Source organism: Bilophila sp. (assembly GCF_057864385.1).
Map to the genome: position 1 here is coordinate 1 of NZ_DBMAFI010000022.1, position 13,978 is coordinate 13,978.

At 49.8% G+C, this 13,978-nt stretch carries 16 protein-coding genes; 15 read left to right on the top strand and 1 reads right to left on the bottom strand.

The window, feature by feature from the left end:
• From ACZM8Y_RS08860 to ACZM8Y_RS08925, 14 genes are all read left to right on the top strand, one after another.
• On the top strand, positions 1–1,188 hold a 1,188-nt coding region (locus ACZM8Y_RS08860), incomplete at its 5' end, for an AAA family ATPase (protein WP_489501710.1).
• A gap of 690 nt (positions 1,189–1,878) precedes the next feature.
• Entirely contained in the window at positions 1,879–2,574 is a 696-nt protein-coding gene (locus ACZM8Y_RS08865) for an ERF family protein (RefSeq protein WP_482331980.1), read from the top strand.
• Positions 2,575–2,638: 64 nt separating this feature from the next.
• A complete protein-coding gene (locus ACZM8Y_RS08870; RefSeq protein ID WP_482331974.1) occupies positions 2,639–3,808 on the top strand; it encodes a hypothetical protein in 1,170 nt (389 codons plus the stop codon).
• 78 nt (positions 3,809–3,886) lie between these two features.
• Positions 3,887–4,132, top strand: coding sequence for a type II toxin-antitoxin system Phd/YefM family antitoxin (locus tag ACZM8Y_RS08875; protein ID WP_227327165.1), 246 nt, complete (start codon positions 3,887–3,889; stop codon positions 4,130–4,132).
• Positions 4,122–4,406 carry a type II toxin-antitoxin system RelE family toxin gene (locus ACZM8Y_RS08880; RefSeq protein WP_302551583.1) on the top strand — a complete coding sequence of 95 codons (285 nt, stop codon included), beginning with the start codon at positions 4,122–4,124 and terminating at the stop codon, positions 4,404–4,406. The genes ACZM8Y_RS08875 and ACZM8Y_RS08880 overlap by 11 nt, the downstream gene beginning before the upstream one ends.
• Positions 4,407–4,490: 84 nt before the next feature.
• Complete coding sequence (locus tag ACZM8Y_RS08885) at positions 4,491–5,480, top strand: AAA family ATPase (RefSeq protein ID WP_482331964.1); 990 nt, start codon at positions 4,491–4,493, stop codon at positions 5,478–5,480.
• A 17-nt stretch (positions 5,481–5,497) separates the two neighbouring features.
• Entirely contained in the window at positions 5,498–5,803 is a 306-nt protein-coding gene (locus ACZM8Y_RS08890; protein ID WP_482331960.1) for a hypothetical protein, read from the top strand.
• A 10-nt stretch (positions 5,804–5,813) separates the two neighbouring features.
• A complete protein-coding gene (locus ACZM8Y_RS08895; protein ID WP_482331956.1) occupies positions 5,814–6,791 on the top strand; it encodes a DUF3150 domain-containing protein in 978 nt (325 codons plus the stop codon).
• Positions 6,792–6,816: 25 nt separating this feature from the next.
• Positions 6,817–8,364, top strand: a complete 1,548-nt coding sequence (locus tag ACZM8Y_RS08900) for a vWA domain-containing protein (protein WP_482331951.1) — start codon at positions 6,817–6,819, stop codon at positions 8,362–8,364.
• The gene (locus ACZM8Y_RS08905) at positions 8,361–8,489 is read left to right on the top strand and encodes a hypothetical protein (protein WP_482331946.1); all 129 of its coding nucleotides are present in this window, start codon (positions 8,361–8,363) and stop codon (positions 8,487–8,489) included. Before ACZM8Y_RS08900 ends, ACZM8Y_RS08905 begins: the two co-directional genes overlap by 4 nt.
• 249 nt (positions 8,490–8,738) lie before the next feature.
• Positions 8,739–8,984, top strand: coding sequence for a hypothetical protein (locus ACZM8Y_RS08910; protein ID WP_482331941.1), 246 nt, complete (start codon positions 8,739–8,741; stop codon positions 8,982–8,984).
• A complete protein-coding gene (locus ACZM8Y_RS08915) occupies positions 8,981–9,358 on the top strand; it encodes a type II toxin-antitoxin system death-on-curing family toxin (RefSeq protein ID WP_302551590.1) in 378 nt (125 codons plus the stop codon). The genes ACZM8Y_RS08910 and ACZM8Y_RS08915 overlap by 4 nt, the downstream gene beginning before the upstream one ends.
• Before the next feature lie 4 nt (positions 9,359–9,362).
• Positions 9,363–10,295 carry an endonuclease NucS domain-containing protein gene (locus ACZM8Y_RS08920; RefSeq protein ID WP_482331933.1) on the top strand — a complete coding sequence of 311 codons (933 nt, stop codon included), beginning with the start codon at positions 9,363–9,365 and terminating at the stop codon, positions 10,293–10,295.
• 270 nt (positions 10,296–10,565) lie between these two features.
• Positions 10,566–10,745 (top strand): DUF6538 domain-containing protein, encoded by a 180-nt coding sequence (locus tag ACZM8Y_RS08925; RefSeq protein ID WP_482331929.1) that lies wholly within the window; start codon positions 10,566–10,568, stop codon positions 10,743–10,745.
• Between the two features lie 323 nt (positions 10,746–11,068).
• On the opposite strand, the gene ACZM8Y_RS08930 is transcribed toward ACZM8Y_RS08925, so the two are convergent.
• Positions 11,069–12,319: an MFS transporter gene (locus ACZM8Y_RS08930; RefSeq protein ID WP_482331925.1), complete on the bottom strand. Its 1,251-nt coding sequence runs from the start codon at positions 12,317–12,319 to the stop codon at positions 11,069–11,071.
• Between the two features lie 653 nt (positions 12,320–12,972).
• Here ACZM8Y_RS08930 and ACZM8Y_RS08935 point away from each other — a divergent pair.
• A complete protein-coding gene (locus tag ACZM8Y_RS08935) occupies positions 12,973–13,950 on the top strand; it encodes an ABC transporter substrate-binding protein (protein ID WP_479859861.1) in 978 nt (325 codons plus the stop codon).
• The last annotated feature ends 28 nt before the right edge of the window (positions 13,951–13,978 follow it).

Below are 13,978 nucleotides of genomic sequence, written 5' to 3' on the forward strand. Positions count from 1 at the left end.
CTATATACATCTGGATACCAGCAAACCATTGTTGTTGTTTCTGGAGAATGTATCATTCCAAGTGAACTTGAACATTTAATCACTATTGTATCACAAAATAAACCTACACAAAATGATATAGAAAATATAATACATGAATATGCAAAGAATCTTGACTTTAAAATAGATGAAAAGGATATTGGAGAACTCGCACTAGAATTGAAGGGATTTTCATTTTTCCAAATAAAACAAGTTCTTGATTTGGCATATACAAATGGCGGTCTTATATCGATAAATGACAAAAATTTTATACTTTCTGAAAAAAAGCAAATAGTTTGTAAATCAGGATTACTGGAATATATCGATTCAAACTATGATATCGATTCAATTGGGGGCCTAGAGGGACTAAAAAAATGGCTTTATCGGAAAGCGCAAATATTCCATAATTTGGATAGTGCTTTAAAAAATGGAGTAGATATCCCTAAAGGAATGTTAATTGTAGGCTTTCCAGGCTGTGGAAAATCATTAACGGCGAAAACGACAGCCGCGCTATTTAAAGTCCCGTTACTTCGTCTTGATGTTGGAAGAATACTTGGCAAATATGTTGGCGAGTCAGAAAGAAATATGCGGTCTGCCTTGGCTCAGGCTGAAGCTGTGAGTCCTTGTGTTTTGTGGGTTGATGAAGTGGAGAAAGCCTTTGCCGGGGGTATAGGAAGCGGTGGGCACGAAGTTACAGCAAGACTTATTGGACAATTTCTTACATGGATGCAAGAAAAAACCTCTACAGTGTTTGTTGTTGCCACTGCTAATGACTTGGAACGACTTCCTACTGAATTTTTGCGAAAGGGGCGGTTCGATGAAATTTTTTCAGTGGCTCTCCCCACGCCTCAAGAGCGTTTACAAATACTCAAGATTCATCTTATGAAACGTAAAAAATACTATGCAGCATTGAATCTTTCTGAAGTTGTCGAAAAAACAAATGGGTTTTCAGGAGCAGATTTAGAGGCTGGAATTGCTGCTGCTGTTGAAGAACTATTTATTAAGTATCTTGATCCTAGTAGTAATGAAAAAATGGAGAATGTTATTCATAAAGAAGATCTATTGAATGCTTTTGAGAAAATAAAACCACTTTCTTCTGCTCTTGAGAATAAATTTAAGTTAATGGAAAAAAAGCTTAATGAATATAATGTAAGACCTGCCGCTGGGTGATAAAATTTTCTGTACTGCTACAGCAACATATTTATATTTATGAATAGGTGGTTGTCACCTTTTACAGCCTTTGCACAAAACGCTTTCCCGTTCCCTTCCATTGAAATCAAAAATAAGCCAGTCCTCAGGCTCAGGGCTGGCTTATCGTCGCTTGGGGAATTGGTGATTTGTTTTACAGGGGAGAAATGTCCTTATTTGTCCCACAGTAGTGCGATACCTGCCGCCAATTGAATGCGGGCGACGATCCCCAGATTGTGCAGGAACTCATCCTGCAAAGTCTGAATACCGATATGCTTGTCTAGCCCACACGGACAAGTGAGTATGTTTTTGTCCATTGCCCGGCACATCCTTCTCTGGTCCTCATATCGCCAAAGCCGCCCTGTAAGCGGATTCCATCATTTTTACTCCACGCGCCTTGCCTGACATGGACTGTTCCAAATCGCAACTCATGTACATGAGCTCATGGAGCTTGTTAAAGAGCAATATAGTTTTTCAATTACTCAACAATATGAATGTAAACAAGGTTATATCTTTATTTGCTTTTCACAAAACTGTTCGTCATAGATAAATAAAAGGATGTATATCAAATTAATTTGAATCTATATTACAGTATAGAACAGAGAAGTTTTTTCGTTTTCCCCCTTCTATTCACAATAAGCTGGATGGAAGGGGACTTTTTATGGAGGAAAAATGCAAGAGTACAATTCAGAAGAAATTTCGGAACTCGCCAAGGCCCTCATCAAAGTTCAACGCCAGCTTCAACCAGCAACCAAGGATGCCAACAACCCGTTTACCAAGAGCAGATACGCCACATTGAACAGTGTCATGGACTCGTGCCGTGACGCCTTGCTTTCCAACAATATCTGGCTTTGCCAGTATCCGGTTCCTGCCGAACCGGGATATCTTGGGTTGGTCACGAAACTCACCCATGCCGAGTCTGGACAATGGCAGTCGAGCCTTGCCGTGGTCCCCCTGCCCAAGGCCGATCCCCAGGGGGTAGGCATCAGCATGACCTATATGCGCAGGTATGCGCTTTCAGCCATGCTCGGCATCGTCACAGAGGAAGATACGGACGCAGAGTTTGCTTCGGACAAGCCCAACCGCCTCCAGAGACAGAAAAGTGCCGTAAACGCCCCACAGCGGGGCAAAACGGTTCAGGATGATTCAGGACAAGCAAAAAATATTTCACCCGCCTCAAATCGAACGTCAGGCGGACTTTCAAAATTGCCTCATCTGGATGGAATTTCATATCAAATCGTATCGGCACAGGATGGCCGGGAGTGCGTTCTCGCCACAGGAAACACGGCGGCGAAGAAGGAACAGCTTTCGGCAGCGGGGTTTCACTGGAACCCGCAACGAAAAATCTGGTGGAAGTATGCCGCATAGGGGAAAGGGCCGTCCTTGGTGGGGCGGCTCTTTCCATTTTCGTTCTTATTACAGGGGGAAACGGATGGACGAAACGACCAGAACTACAAGAGCAGAAGGGTTATTGGAAATCCTCCGCTGTGGATTGGAACGGTACGCGGAACGCCAAACGGCGATCCGGCTTGGCGACCGTTCCCGATATGTCGGACTGTCCGACATTGCCAGGATGCTGGACTGTCCAAGGGCGGCACTGGCTGCCAAACTCTGCACAACTGAACGGGGAAATACTGCCGAAGCTCTCAAACGCCAACTGCTCCTCCAACGAGGGCACTGGTTTGAGACGGGCGTCCATCAGGCTCTTATGGGATATGGTTTATCTCCGCTTTCTCAACTGGAAATCGGGATCAGACATGGGAACATCCCGATCAAGGCCTATCTGGATTTCACGCTGGTGACTGACCAGCCACATCCGTCTGTACGGATTTTGGAAGTCAAATCCACAGCAAAGCTGCCGACAACGCTTTCCGAGAGCTACGCCATGCAGATCGGCGGGCAGACGGCATTGCTCAAAGCCTACTGGAACCATCCGGTTTTCAACATCATTCAGGAGACGGGGGAAGTGCTCTGCCACAGGACGTTCCCTGAAATCTGTAGAGAACTCCTTGGCGTATCCCTTTCTGATGATGCTTCAGCTTGCGACGTTCAAGGGTGGGTTCTCTGCCTGTCCATGCATGATGCAAAGGCCTTTGGCCCGTTTCTTCCTGAAAATACGGATGTTGCCCGATGTCTGGATATGGCTTCCGAATTCTGGGAGAAGGTGAATGCTCTTAGAGAAAACAGGCTGAATCTGAACGCGGTTCAAACGGCGCAGGGGCTTGCCCCCCTGTGCCCGTCATGTTTCTGGAAGGAGGATTGCCCACATTTCAAAGGCTCCTTGCATCCTGAGTGGGAGGATACTCTCGCACAGTTTATGGAGTTGAAAGCACAGAAAAAATCGCTTGATGAGGCTATCGGTGAACTGGAAGTCCGTTTGAAGGCCGCCTACCAGCTTTCCCATACGGTGAGGGGAGAATGGATCAACACAGGAAACCATACGTTCCGGGTGATTCCCCAGAACGGGAGAGTGACATTGGATCGAAAACGACTGGCTAAAGAGCTTGACACTCTGCTTGGTGAACAGAATGCCCAGACGCTTATGGCGAGATGCGAAAAGCAGGGAGAACCCTTTGAGAGGTTGTATGCGATTCGGATGTGAAAGGCAGAACTCCAGCTTGACAGTTCAATAAAAAGCACCTAATTTAGCATATAAATAAATGTGAAAAAGAGGTTAAAAATGGAGACTATCCACGCAGACATGACAGTGAGCGTAACGGAACTGAAGCGAAATTTTGCTGGTATTCTCGCTTCTGCGCAGGGGAACCCTGTTGCCGTGTTGAATCATAACAAGCCGGAAGCCTACCTTATTCCCGCCCGGCATTACGAACAACTTTTGAGCCGATTGGAAGATGCCGAAGACAGAAAACTTGTCCTTGAGCGCAGTGACGGCCCATTTGTTGAGGTATCACTGAATGAGCTATAAGCTTCGATTTCATGAGCAGGCTCTCAAGGAGTGGAAAAAACTTGGGGCGACACTACAGGAGCAATTCAAAAAGAAACTCGCAGAACGCTTGGAACAGCCAAGAATTCCTTCCGCTGCTCTTTCAGGTATGTCTGATTGCTATAAAATCAAGCTGAAGGCGGCTGGTTATCGTCTCGTATACCGTGTTGAAGACGATATTGTGTATGTTACCGTAATCGCTGTTGGGAAACGAGAGCGCAACATCGTATACGGTACTGCACACAGTCGTATGTAAGATAAGAAAAAAGATTTATCACATCCCGGTTTCTCTTCGGAGAGGCCGGGATTTTCTGTTTTTAACCCTTAAAAGGAGAATATCATGGAGTCACAGAACATTCAGGAACTGGAAGCACTCACACCCGTCGAAATGGATGCCGGGCTTGTCTTCAGCGGCGTGCCGACCGGGAACAAGATTTGGGGATTCCAGAATCCCTGCCTGTATACCCCCGCTATCGACCCACATTACAGCTTTCATGAATCGGCACGGGATGCCGCCGTTTGGTTCATGAACAAACTTGATCCGCTGTATCTCTACGGCCCTACGGGTTCGGGAAAGACGAGTCTTATCAAGCAGCTTGCCGCTCGGTTGAACTATCCCGTTTTCGAGGTGACTGGTCACGGACGGATGGAGTTCGCTGACCTGTGTGGTCATATTTCCCTGCACGAGGGAAGCATGCGTTACGAGTACGGGCCGTTGTCCTTGGCGATGCGTTACGGGGGACTTTTCCTGATAAACGAAGTGGATTTGCTCTCTCCAGAGGTCGCTGTTGGTCTTAACGGTGTTCTGGAAGGTGCGCCCCTGTGTCTGCCGGAGAACGGTGGGGAAGTCATTCATCCGCATGAAATGTTCCGCATCGCCTGCACGGGCAACACCAACGGAGGCGGGGACGACACGGGGCTTTATCAGGGAACCGGGAGGATGAACCTTGCGTGGCTTGATCGTTTCATGCTGTGCGAGGTCAATTACCCGGATGCCGCAGTGGAAAAGGATTTGCTGGCGAAGCTCCATCCGGCCCTGCCGGAACACCTCGCCGTCAAGATGGTGGATTTCGCCAATGAAATCAGGAAGCAGTTCATAGGCGCTTCCGATTCCTACACGGATACCATCGAGGTGACGCTCTCCACGAGAACCTTGCTCCGCTGGGCGGACTTGACCCTGCGCTTTCAGCCGTTGGCGCATCAGGGCATCCAGCCGTTGTCCTACGCGCTGGATCGGGCCTTGGGCTTTCGGGCGTCCCGGCCTACCCGCGCCATGCTGCATGAACTCCTTCAGCGGATGTTCCCGATGGATTGCCATCTGGGGGAGTAAAAACGGCTCCGGCAGCCATGCTGGAGCAATGGCTGGCCTCAATTCCCAGGCATATGGAGACAGCCCCAGACTATCTCGACACGCTTCCTCAGCTTCCGCAGGTGATTTTGAAAAACGAGGCTTCTTCACGCTTCCGGCGTGGGGAAGCCTTTTCCCATGCGCTGGAGATTCTCCGGGGATGTTCCGGGCAATCAGGCCGAAGCCTGACCATTCCTGCGGATGATTGCGTGGATGGAAACCCTGTCCGGGAATTGCTGCAACGCTCCCTCCAAAAACTCTCTGAAGACGATCACATCGAACTCTTAACCCCTTTAACCCAATAACGGAGTTGTCATGGATACCCCCATTCTTTCCGACATCAAGGTTCTCGACAATCTTCTCGCCCTGAATCTTAACGTCAGTCTCTGGTCCGCCCGCAAGAAGATGGTGCTGGAAGACTTCGGCGGCGCGGAACTTCCCCCGGAAGACCTCGCCTCTCTGGGTTCCAAGCGCATCGCTGATCCGAACAGCCTCAAGGTGTTCTCCACCCTGAAGGCCCGTGCCTTCAATTTCCTTGACCGCCACGGCATCCGGTTCATGTCCGGCTGGGCCATCCCGGAAGACAAGGCCGGAGACATCATCAGGGAACTCATAGGCATCCGGGATGAATTCCTGAAGGAAAAAGATGCCTTCCTTGCCGATTACGACCAGTCCATTGAAAACTGGATCAACAAGCATACGAAGTGGGCCGGCATCATCAGGGAATCCACGGTGGGTTCCGAGTATGTCCGTTCCCGTATGGGATTTTCCTGGCAGTTGTACCGGGTTGCGCCGCTCATGGATCATGCCGTCCCGGAAGCCGTTGCTGAGTCCGGCCTCAACGAGGAGGTGGAGAATCTCGCCAAAACGCTTTTCGGGGAGATTGCCCGTTCCGCGGATGAAACATGGAATCGCGTCTACGCGGGCAAAACGGAAGTGACCCACAAGGCGTTGTCCCCCCTGCGGACACTCCAGCGGAAACTGTCCGGCCTGACCTTCATCAATCCCCATGTGAGCCCCGTGGTGGACATCATCCAGACGGCCTTCAATCGGGTTCCCAAGAAGGGCAGCATCACCGGGGCGGATTTGGTCATGTTGCAGGGACTTGTGTGTCTGCTCCGTGATCCCGATGCGCTCATTGTCCATGCCGGGCGGCTTATCGAAGGCTATGGCCCCGCCAGCGTGCTCGATGCGGTAACGGCTCCTGCCATGCGGGATATTCCTGTGCGTGAGGACTTGCCGGAGGTCATGTCCGTCCCCCATGCCAATCTCCCCAACGTAGGATTGTGGTAACATCATGTTGAAGCCAAAGGATATCATGGATTGCTTGCCGCTGCTGGCGAGCGTTTTGGGTAACCAGTACGGCGTAACGGTGGAAATCGGCGGAAGTGAAGCCTATACGGACGGCAAAACGATTCACCTGCCCGCGCTTCCGTTGGATTCTGAACCGGAATTGATAACAATGATAAAAGGATATTGCGATCACGAATCCGCTCATATCCGGGAAACGGACTTTGAAATTCTGAGAAAGGCCCAATTAACGCCTTTTCAGCATAATCTGTTCAACATCCTTGAGGATTGGCGTGTCGAAGAACGCCTTTCGGCACGGTATCCGGGATGCCGGGAAAACTTCAGGCACCTGATTCAAAAGCTCTTTGGAGCACAAAAGGCCGGGGATACGAACCCGGCCTTTTCCATTTTGAACACCATATTGCTGACGGTGCGTTCGTGGTCGGTGGACGCGATTATCCCCCGCAGGGAATCCGTGGCAAAGACGATGGAACGCCAATATCCCGGACTCCGAAAGGCATTGGACGGGATTCTCGGTAGAATGAGGGGTTCCTGCAAGGATACCGGAGACTGCATCCGGTATGCGCTGGAACTGGAGCAGGCCATCCTGCAATGGTATTCCGAACAAACGGATGCCCAACAAAGAAGAAAAAAAGATGAATCCATTACAAAGGATACGTTGGATACCGCCGAGGTTTCCCTTGGCGCTCTGGCGAGTATGCTGAACGCTTCCGCTTCTGATGAGCTGCCCAAAGGGTTTGGCGAGTCTTTGGCGGAACGGATCAAACTGGACAGCCCCAAGGACAGGCGGAAGCAGCTGAGGGTAGCCGTCACGGGACGGAAGCGGCTTGCGGAGCTTCCTCCCGGACAACTCAGTTGGATCGAACGCCGGACTGCCGGGCTCGGTTTCAGGCTTCAAGGGGTCATGCAGGCGCAGAAATGGCTGCCCGTCATGCCGGGAGTGCGGGGGCGCCTTTCCCCTTCGCTGTGCCACAGGTTGGCGGTCGGGAATCCCAGAGCTTTCGTGAAGAACGGTTTCAGGGAATCGCCGGATACGGCGGTTCATATCCTTTTGGACAGCAGCGGTTCCATGACGGACTCCGGCCTCATGCTGGCGAATGCCGTGTGTTATGCCGTAGGAAAAGCCCTTCAGGGTATCCCCGGCGTAAATCTGGGCATTACGGCGTTTCCCGGCGCAAATAAGGCGAAACGCGGGGCAACGGTGGTGCCTGTTCTTCGGCACGGTGAAAAGCTCACCGCCAGATTCCCCGAAATGGCCTATGGGATGACTCCGATGGCGGAATCCCTCTGGTGGGTCATGCAGCAGATGTATTTCCTCCGCGAGAGCAGAAAAATCATCCTGATCATCACGGACGGAGAACCCGACTCCATCCCCGCCGCACAGGAGGCGTTCAACCAGGCCCAGAAAAAAGGTTTTGAATGCTGCGGCCTCGGCATCATGTGTCCGGGCATCGCAGCCTTGCTGCCTCATGCCAGCCGCGTCATTGAGACGCTTCCACAGCTTGCCCCGGCACTGTTCGGACTGCTCGAAGATGCCTTGAGGAGGAACGCATGACGGATACCTGCCGACTGTGCCGCCTTGGGCTTTTGACGAGGATGCCGCTGTGCCTTGGAAAACATATCGAGTGGGACTACGGAACTGCCCGCCAGTACCGTTTGTCCCGTTTCATAACCAGATAGGAAGGAGGAACATATGAACTGGTCTGCGTGGATCGCTGTTGCCATTGCCATACTTGAAGCCATCCGTGAGGAATCGGATTAAACGAAAAACGAGGAGCACCCGATGTGTTCGGGTGTTCCTCATTCTGTAAAGTGTAAGAAATTTTTTGTGTCCGATTTTTGGGTATTAAACATGGAATTGGAAAGATTCATGACGTTTCTTGACAAATCAAGATAAACTGCCTAGTTTCAAGAAAAGGAGAAGGAAAAATGACGCAATCAGCTGCAACAACAGGACAAAAAGTCAAATTTGCAACGCAGCTCTCCCCGGACGTTCTTGCCGAATTACGTCAAATGGCTCATGAGGAGGGGCGTCAGATTCAATCCATCCTTGATGAAGCCCTGAGGGAATACATTGAAAACAAAAGGAATGCCAAGCCACGCACGCATGTGATGGCCGCTCTTTTTTCAAGTATGACGGAACATGATGCGCTCTATGAGGCTCTGTCCAAATGAGCCGGGATTATCTTACAACTGCCGATGTCCTTGGTTTGCATGCCATATTGCTCGAACGCTACGGAGGGGCTTCCGGCATCAGGGATATGGGTGCGTTGGAGTCTTCCGTCTATCGGCCTCAATGCGGTTATTACGCTGATATTGTGGAAGAGGCTTGTGCCCTGATGGAAAGCTTGTTGATCAATCATCCTTTTGTGGATGGCAACAAAAGGACGGCATTCGCCGCATTTGACGTATTCCTGCGTATTAACGGAAAACGTCTCCAAATGGATTCGGCAAGACTTTATACCCTGATCATACACTGGATAGAGCTTCCTCCCTCAATGCGATTACAGAATATGATGCAAGATGTGCGACCCTTTGTTCTGGAGTAAATCAATGGCAAACACGAAATACTATCGCCTTATGCTCGGCAAGGGTAGCCGCCATGCAGAGCAATGTCTTGCAGAGCGTTTCATTGGTGCGGATTATGGCATAGAACGCGACCTGTCTCGCGAGCTTCCTGACAGCTGGCGTCAGTTCAACGCGATGTTCATTCCTGTCTATCAAGAAACGCATCCCGAAAAGACCAAAGTTGCCGCCGGACTTGCCTGCGGCATGCTCTGGACTGTCTGTAAAGGTATGTCCGATGGAGATATTGTGCTTTGCCCTGACGGAACAGGCTGTTACCGTGTGGGAGAAATCAGCGGCCCATACCACTACGAATCGGGGCAGGTACTTCCACATCGTCGTCCAGTACGATGGTTGGATATAGCCATCGACCGGAGTGAAATGAGTTCCGCGTTGAGGAATTCAGCAGGGTCTATTGGCGCTGTTTGTAACATTTCCGATTATGCGGAAGAAATCAAAGCATTGCTGGCTGTGCATCAACCTAATCCCATTCAGGTTCAAGACCCGGACATCGAAAACCCTGTCGCCTTTGTGCTCGAAAAGCATCTCGAAGATTTTCTTGTGGCCAACTGGGTTCAAACGGAACTGGGGCGGAGGTATGATATTTTCGAGGATGACGGCGAAATCATTGGACAACAGTTTGCTACCGATACCGGGAACATGGACATTCTCGCCATCAGCAAGGATAGGCGAGAACTGTTGGTAGTAGAACTCAAAAAAGGTCAGGCCGCGGATAAGGTTGTGGGACAGATTCTCCGATATATGGGTTATGCCGCTCAGGAATTGGCTGAGGAAGGTCAAACGGTCAAGGGTATCATCATTGCTCAGGAAGATGACCTGCGCCTCAGAAGAGCCTTATCGGTAACGCCCAATGTGAGCTTTTACCGCTATCAGGTGAGTTTCAAGCTGATCCCTTCATAACTTCCCATATGTATCTTTTTACGTCAGGCTTCCTATCTGTCATAGATAAAACCGAAGATGCGTAAGGCTTGCCAAACCTCCATTTTATGGATACGGTCTGTACAACAAACGCAACCAGACGGGTATAAAGTTTAATGAGTTAAGGGAGTTAAGCCTGAATCTCCCCCTCTCCGCCAGAAATTTTGAACCCACTGGAAACAGGGGGTTTTTTGTTTTTGGCATGAGCTTTATTCCTGCGGATACAGTTCAGGGATACATTTGGAGCTCATCATGCCATTTGTCGGGGTATCTTCTCACTCCCGGTACCGTTCCTACCTGACGACCTATCGCGCTATACTTTATTTCCGCATTCTTGTGCCTAACTATCTGCAATCACTGATTAGTCAACGCGAAATCAGACGTTCTCTGAATGGTCTGGACAGCCGTAGTGCCCGTACCAAGGCAATGTAATAAATTTTTGCTTCTGATTTTTTAGTCAGCTCACAGCAAATGTAAAAGATAATAGTTTAATATGTTATGCTTTATCCTATGAGTAAGATAATCAACAATGTTGGTATTTTTTTACATATCAAAATAGGTTGACTCGCCTTATAAATGAACGTCTTCAAGACAGCAATAGTACAATAATTTGATTCATACAGAATATTCTATTTATAGTAATATTTTTCTTTGATATTTTGAGGAGAAAACTTATGTACAACATCTTTAGCTAGATTAATCCATGAACAGTATATACGGCTATTACTGTATTCACTTTGTATTAGAGGCGTATTTTATTGAACGCTAGAAACTGGTTCTCCTTTAAGTGCATGGCGCAGGGCAGGTAAAAACAGTGCCGTTATCGTGAGCAGTGCCAGTCCTGCACACGGCGCCGCCGCCAAAGCAAAAAAAGCGGCGCTATAGCTGGCATGGTGGGCGAAAAGGCCGCCGTAAGCGTTGCTGAAGGAGGCCCCGACGCCCTGAATAGTCAGTACAAAGCCAAGTCCCATATTGATATGCCCGCCGCCTTGCAGAAGGCGGGCGACAATGCCGGGTGTCGCCACGCCGAGCAGTCCCGCACCTACACCATCAAGCAATTGCACTGGTATGATGCTCCAAGGGCTGTTCCATAGGCCCGCAATACATCCTCGTAGGGGGAGGGCTAACAGGGCCATGTAAAAAAGCGGCCCATACCCCTTTCTTTGTGCGATATGAGCACCCCACAGAGCGGTCAGAATCATGGTTGTTTGTGCTAACACTACTGTGCCAGCCGTGTAAGCTGCCGCATTTACCTCGAACCGGGCGACAGCCGACTGCCCTAATAACGGCAGTAAGGCCGCATTCCCAAGGTGGAAGAAAAAAAGCGTCATCCCCACGACCAAAAGTGATTTGTCGGTGAACAGTGGATATAACTTTTTTGATTTTAACGCGGCATGTCCAATACTGTCGGGATTGAGGCCACGCGCGACGGCATAGTCTATGTGCCTAGGGGCAATGCCCCATAAACAGAGAATGGCCATGCCTCCCATGAGTGCCATCACAAAAAAGACGCCGGGAATGCCGGAGGTATATCCAATAACGCCTCCCAAGATGGCGGTAACCGCGTTTCCAGCATGGCTCCATGCTTCATTCGTTCCTAAGCGTGCAGGGAGCCCCTGTTGTCCTACCATGCCCAGAGTAATACTAGTCAGGGCGGGCATTATGGCTGCTGCGGCCGTACATGACAGGATTTTGGAAAATGTTACGGCAGCGGCCCCATTCCATGAAAAAATCATACCACACGCCACTACTATCAATAATACACTGGTTGCAATAAGCCCGCGCTTATATCTAGTGTGATCAGCAAGTGCTCCCAATGGGGTTGTGCATACAAGCCCAGCCAAGCCGCCCGCTGTCATGACAAATCCTATTTCATCCGGCATCCAGCCTAGGCTTTGCAGGTAAACGCCCAAAAAGGGGCCTAACCCGTCGCGCACATCTGCAAGATAGAAGCAAAGCAGTGAAAGAAAAAGCAATGATTTCTGCTTTGAAGGCGTATCTGACATATGTTGTCCCCAATAAGTTGATTATAAAAACGGGTTGATCGCCACTATAAGAAAAAAGGCACATTTTGAGAAGAAGGCACAAGACGGAGCATGGCAGTACTGCGTGTGAAGTAGTTGCGTGGTATACAAAGTAAAATAGGAAATCCGGCATGCTTGGTTGCCCTCTTTCCGTATTTTTGTTATCCAACAGTTATTTTATTGATGATTTCAGCTCTGCTGCCCTTATCTCATTTAAATAACAATAGCCAGCAGGCAGTTTTTTCTTTCTTGTATAGGCAATCCGTTTTTTTAGCAACCTTGTTTGCGTGACAGACACACATATCCTCAACACTGCAAAGTCATTTCGGTATTTTTTTATGAGAAAGTTGCTTTTTTTGTTCATCCTCTCACAATGTTTTCTTTTATCCGGTTTTTATTTCCAAAGGGGCAATCAGAACGTGGAATACGATAACCCCGCCCTGTACCCGCAAGTCCTGCTGACATTTTTGGGCGTTCAATATCCATCCGAAAATAAAACGGCCACAGAGCATGTCTTAAATGATTATTTAAAGTTACATCAAAACATCCTTGTTAGTTACGAGTGGGTTCCGTTACGTGCGTACCCTTGCATCCTGAAGAAGCGGATCCGGTCAAACAGCCTTGACGACGTGTTCATGTTTTCACTGGGCTCCCGGTATCAAATACCGGAGGGACTGCTTGTCGATCTTGCCAACCTGCCGACCTTGGCCGCATATCGCCAGCAAGTCCTTGCGCAAATGCGGAATGGTGACGCCGTCCCGTATGTGACGACCAGCCTCGGGGCGTTCGGCCTGTTCTGCAATCTGAATATGCTTGAGCGGAACCGGCTGAAGGTTCCACAGACGCTGGATGAGTTTCTTGCCGCCTGTGAAACCTTCCGCCGCACGGGGCTCATCCCCCTTGCCGTAACACGGGAATGTTTGCGTGCCCTGCTCATTGCCAGAGCTTTTGAGCCTGCCGCCTTTGGGAATGCCGACGCCTTCTTCCATTCGCTCAACACGGATGAGGCTTTTTTGAGGCGAACATTGCTGAATGGTTTCCTTTTTCTGGCTTTGCTGCGCGATAAAGGGTATTTTGATGTCGACGGGCTCATCCAGATACGGGAAAACATGCCCGGCATGTCCTTTTTGGCGAGTGAACAGCCGTTTATGATCGGTGGCAGCTGGTTCTCCCCTGTGCTTGGCAAGGCGCAGCCCGCGTTTCGCTTTTCCGTTTTTCCCCTTCCGGCAACGAGTCAAGGGGCTGTCGCCGTACTTGGCCTTGATACGCCGCTTTCGGTCAGTTCACGGGGGGAGCATGTGCCGCAGGCCGTCCAGTTGGTGGAAGGGCTGACGAGTCCAGAGAGCATTCGGGTTTTCAATGATGGGCAGGGATGTTTCAGCCCGTTGAAGGATGCGCCCCTTCCAGCGGATAAGGCTGTGCATCCGCTTTGGAAGAGTATGGATGCGGGGAGGGGGATTTTCCATTCGGATATCAGGCTGCACCACGATCTTTGGCGTTGGCTTGACTCCGGTATCGAAGTGATCCTTTCAGGTGCCTCTGCCGAGGAAGCGACGGAAAGCGTCATTCAAGCCTTGCACGACGCCCGGCAGGAAGAAGGAAAACAGCTATGATGACGCCGCGAAAGCAAAACTTGTTTAT

Bases quoted from the DNA above. Each gene is read 5' to 3' on its own strand.
- ACZM8Y_RS08870 (WP_482331974.1), top strand. From the start codon at position 2,639: ATGGACGAAACGACCAGAACTACAAGAGCAGAAGGGTTATTGGAAATC.
- ACZM8Y_RS08875 (WP_227327165.1), top strand. From the start codon at position 3,887: ATGGAGACTATCCACGCAGACATGACAGTGAGCGTAACGGAACTGAAG.
- ACZM8Y_RS08865 (WP_482331980.1), top strand. From the start codon at position 1,879: ATGCAAGAGTACAATTCAGAAGAAATTTCGGAACTCGCCAAGGCCCTC.
- ACZM8Y_RS08885 (WP_482331964.1), top strand. From the start codon at position 4,491: ATGGAGTCACAGAACATTCAGGAACTGGAAGCACTCACACCCGTCGAA.
- ACZM8Y_RS08895 (WP_482331956.1), top strand. From the start codon at position 5,814: ATGGATACCCCCATTCTTTCCGACATCAAGGTTCTCGACAATCTTCTC.
- ACZM8Y_RS08915 (WP_302551590.1), top strand. From the start codon at position 8,981: ATGAGCCGGGATTATCTTACAACTGCCGATGTCCTTGGTTTGCATGCC.
- ACZM8Y_RS08930 (WP_482331925.1), bottom strand. From the start codon at position 12,319: ATGTCAGATACGCCTTCAAAGCAGAAATCATTGCTTTTTCTTTCACTG.
- ACZM8Y_RS08905 (WP_482331946.1), top strand. From the start codon at position 8,361: ATGACGGATACCTGCCGACTGTGCCGCCTTGGGCTTTTGACGAGGATG.
- ACZM8Y_RS08935 (WP_479859861.1), top strand. From the start codon at position 12,973: ATGTTTTCACTGGGCTCCCGGTATCAAATACCGGAGGGACTGCTTGTC.
- ACZM8Y_RS08920 (WP_482331933.1), top strand. From the start codon at position 9,363: ATGGCAAACACGAAATACTATCGCCTTATGCTCGGCAAGGGTAGCCGC.
- ACZM8Y_RS08910 (WP_482331941.1), top strand. From the start codon at position 8,739: ATGACGCAATCAGCTGCAACAACAGGACAAAAAGTCAAATTTGCAACG.
- ACZM8Y_RS08890 (WP_482331960.1), top strand. From the start codon at position 5,498: ATGCTGGAGCAATGGCTGGCCTCAATTCCCAGGCATATGGAGACAGCC.
- ACZM8Y_RS08880 (WP_302551583.1), top strand. From the start codon at position 4,122: ATGAGCTATAAGCTTCGATTTCATGAGCAGGCTCTCAAGGAGTGGAAA.
- ACZM8Y_RS08925 (WP_482331929.1), top strand. From the start codon at position 10,566: ATGCCATTTGTCGGGGTATCTTCTCACTCCCGGTACCGTTCCTACCTG.
- ACZM8Y_RS08900 (WP_482331951.1), top strand. From the start codon at position 6,817: ATGGATTGCTTGCCGCTGCTGGCGAGCGTTTTGGGTAACCAGTACGGC.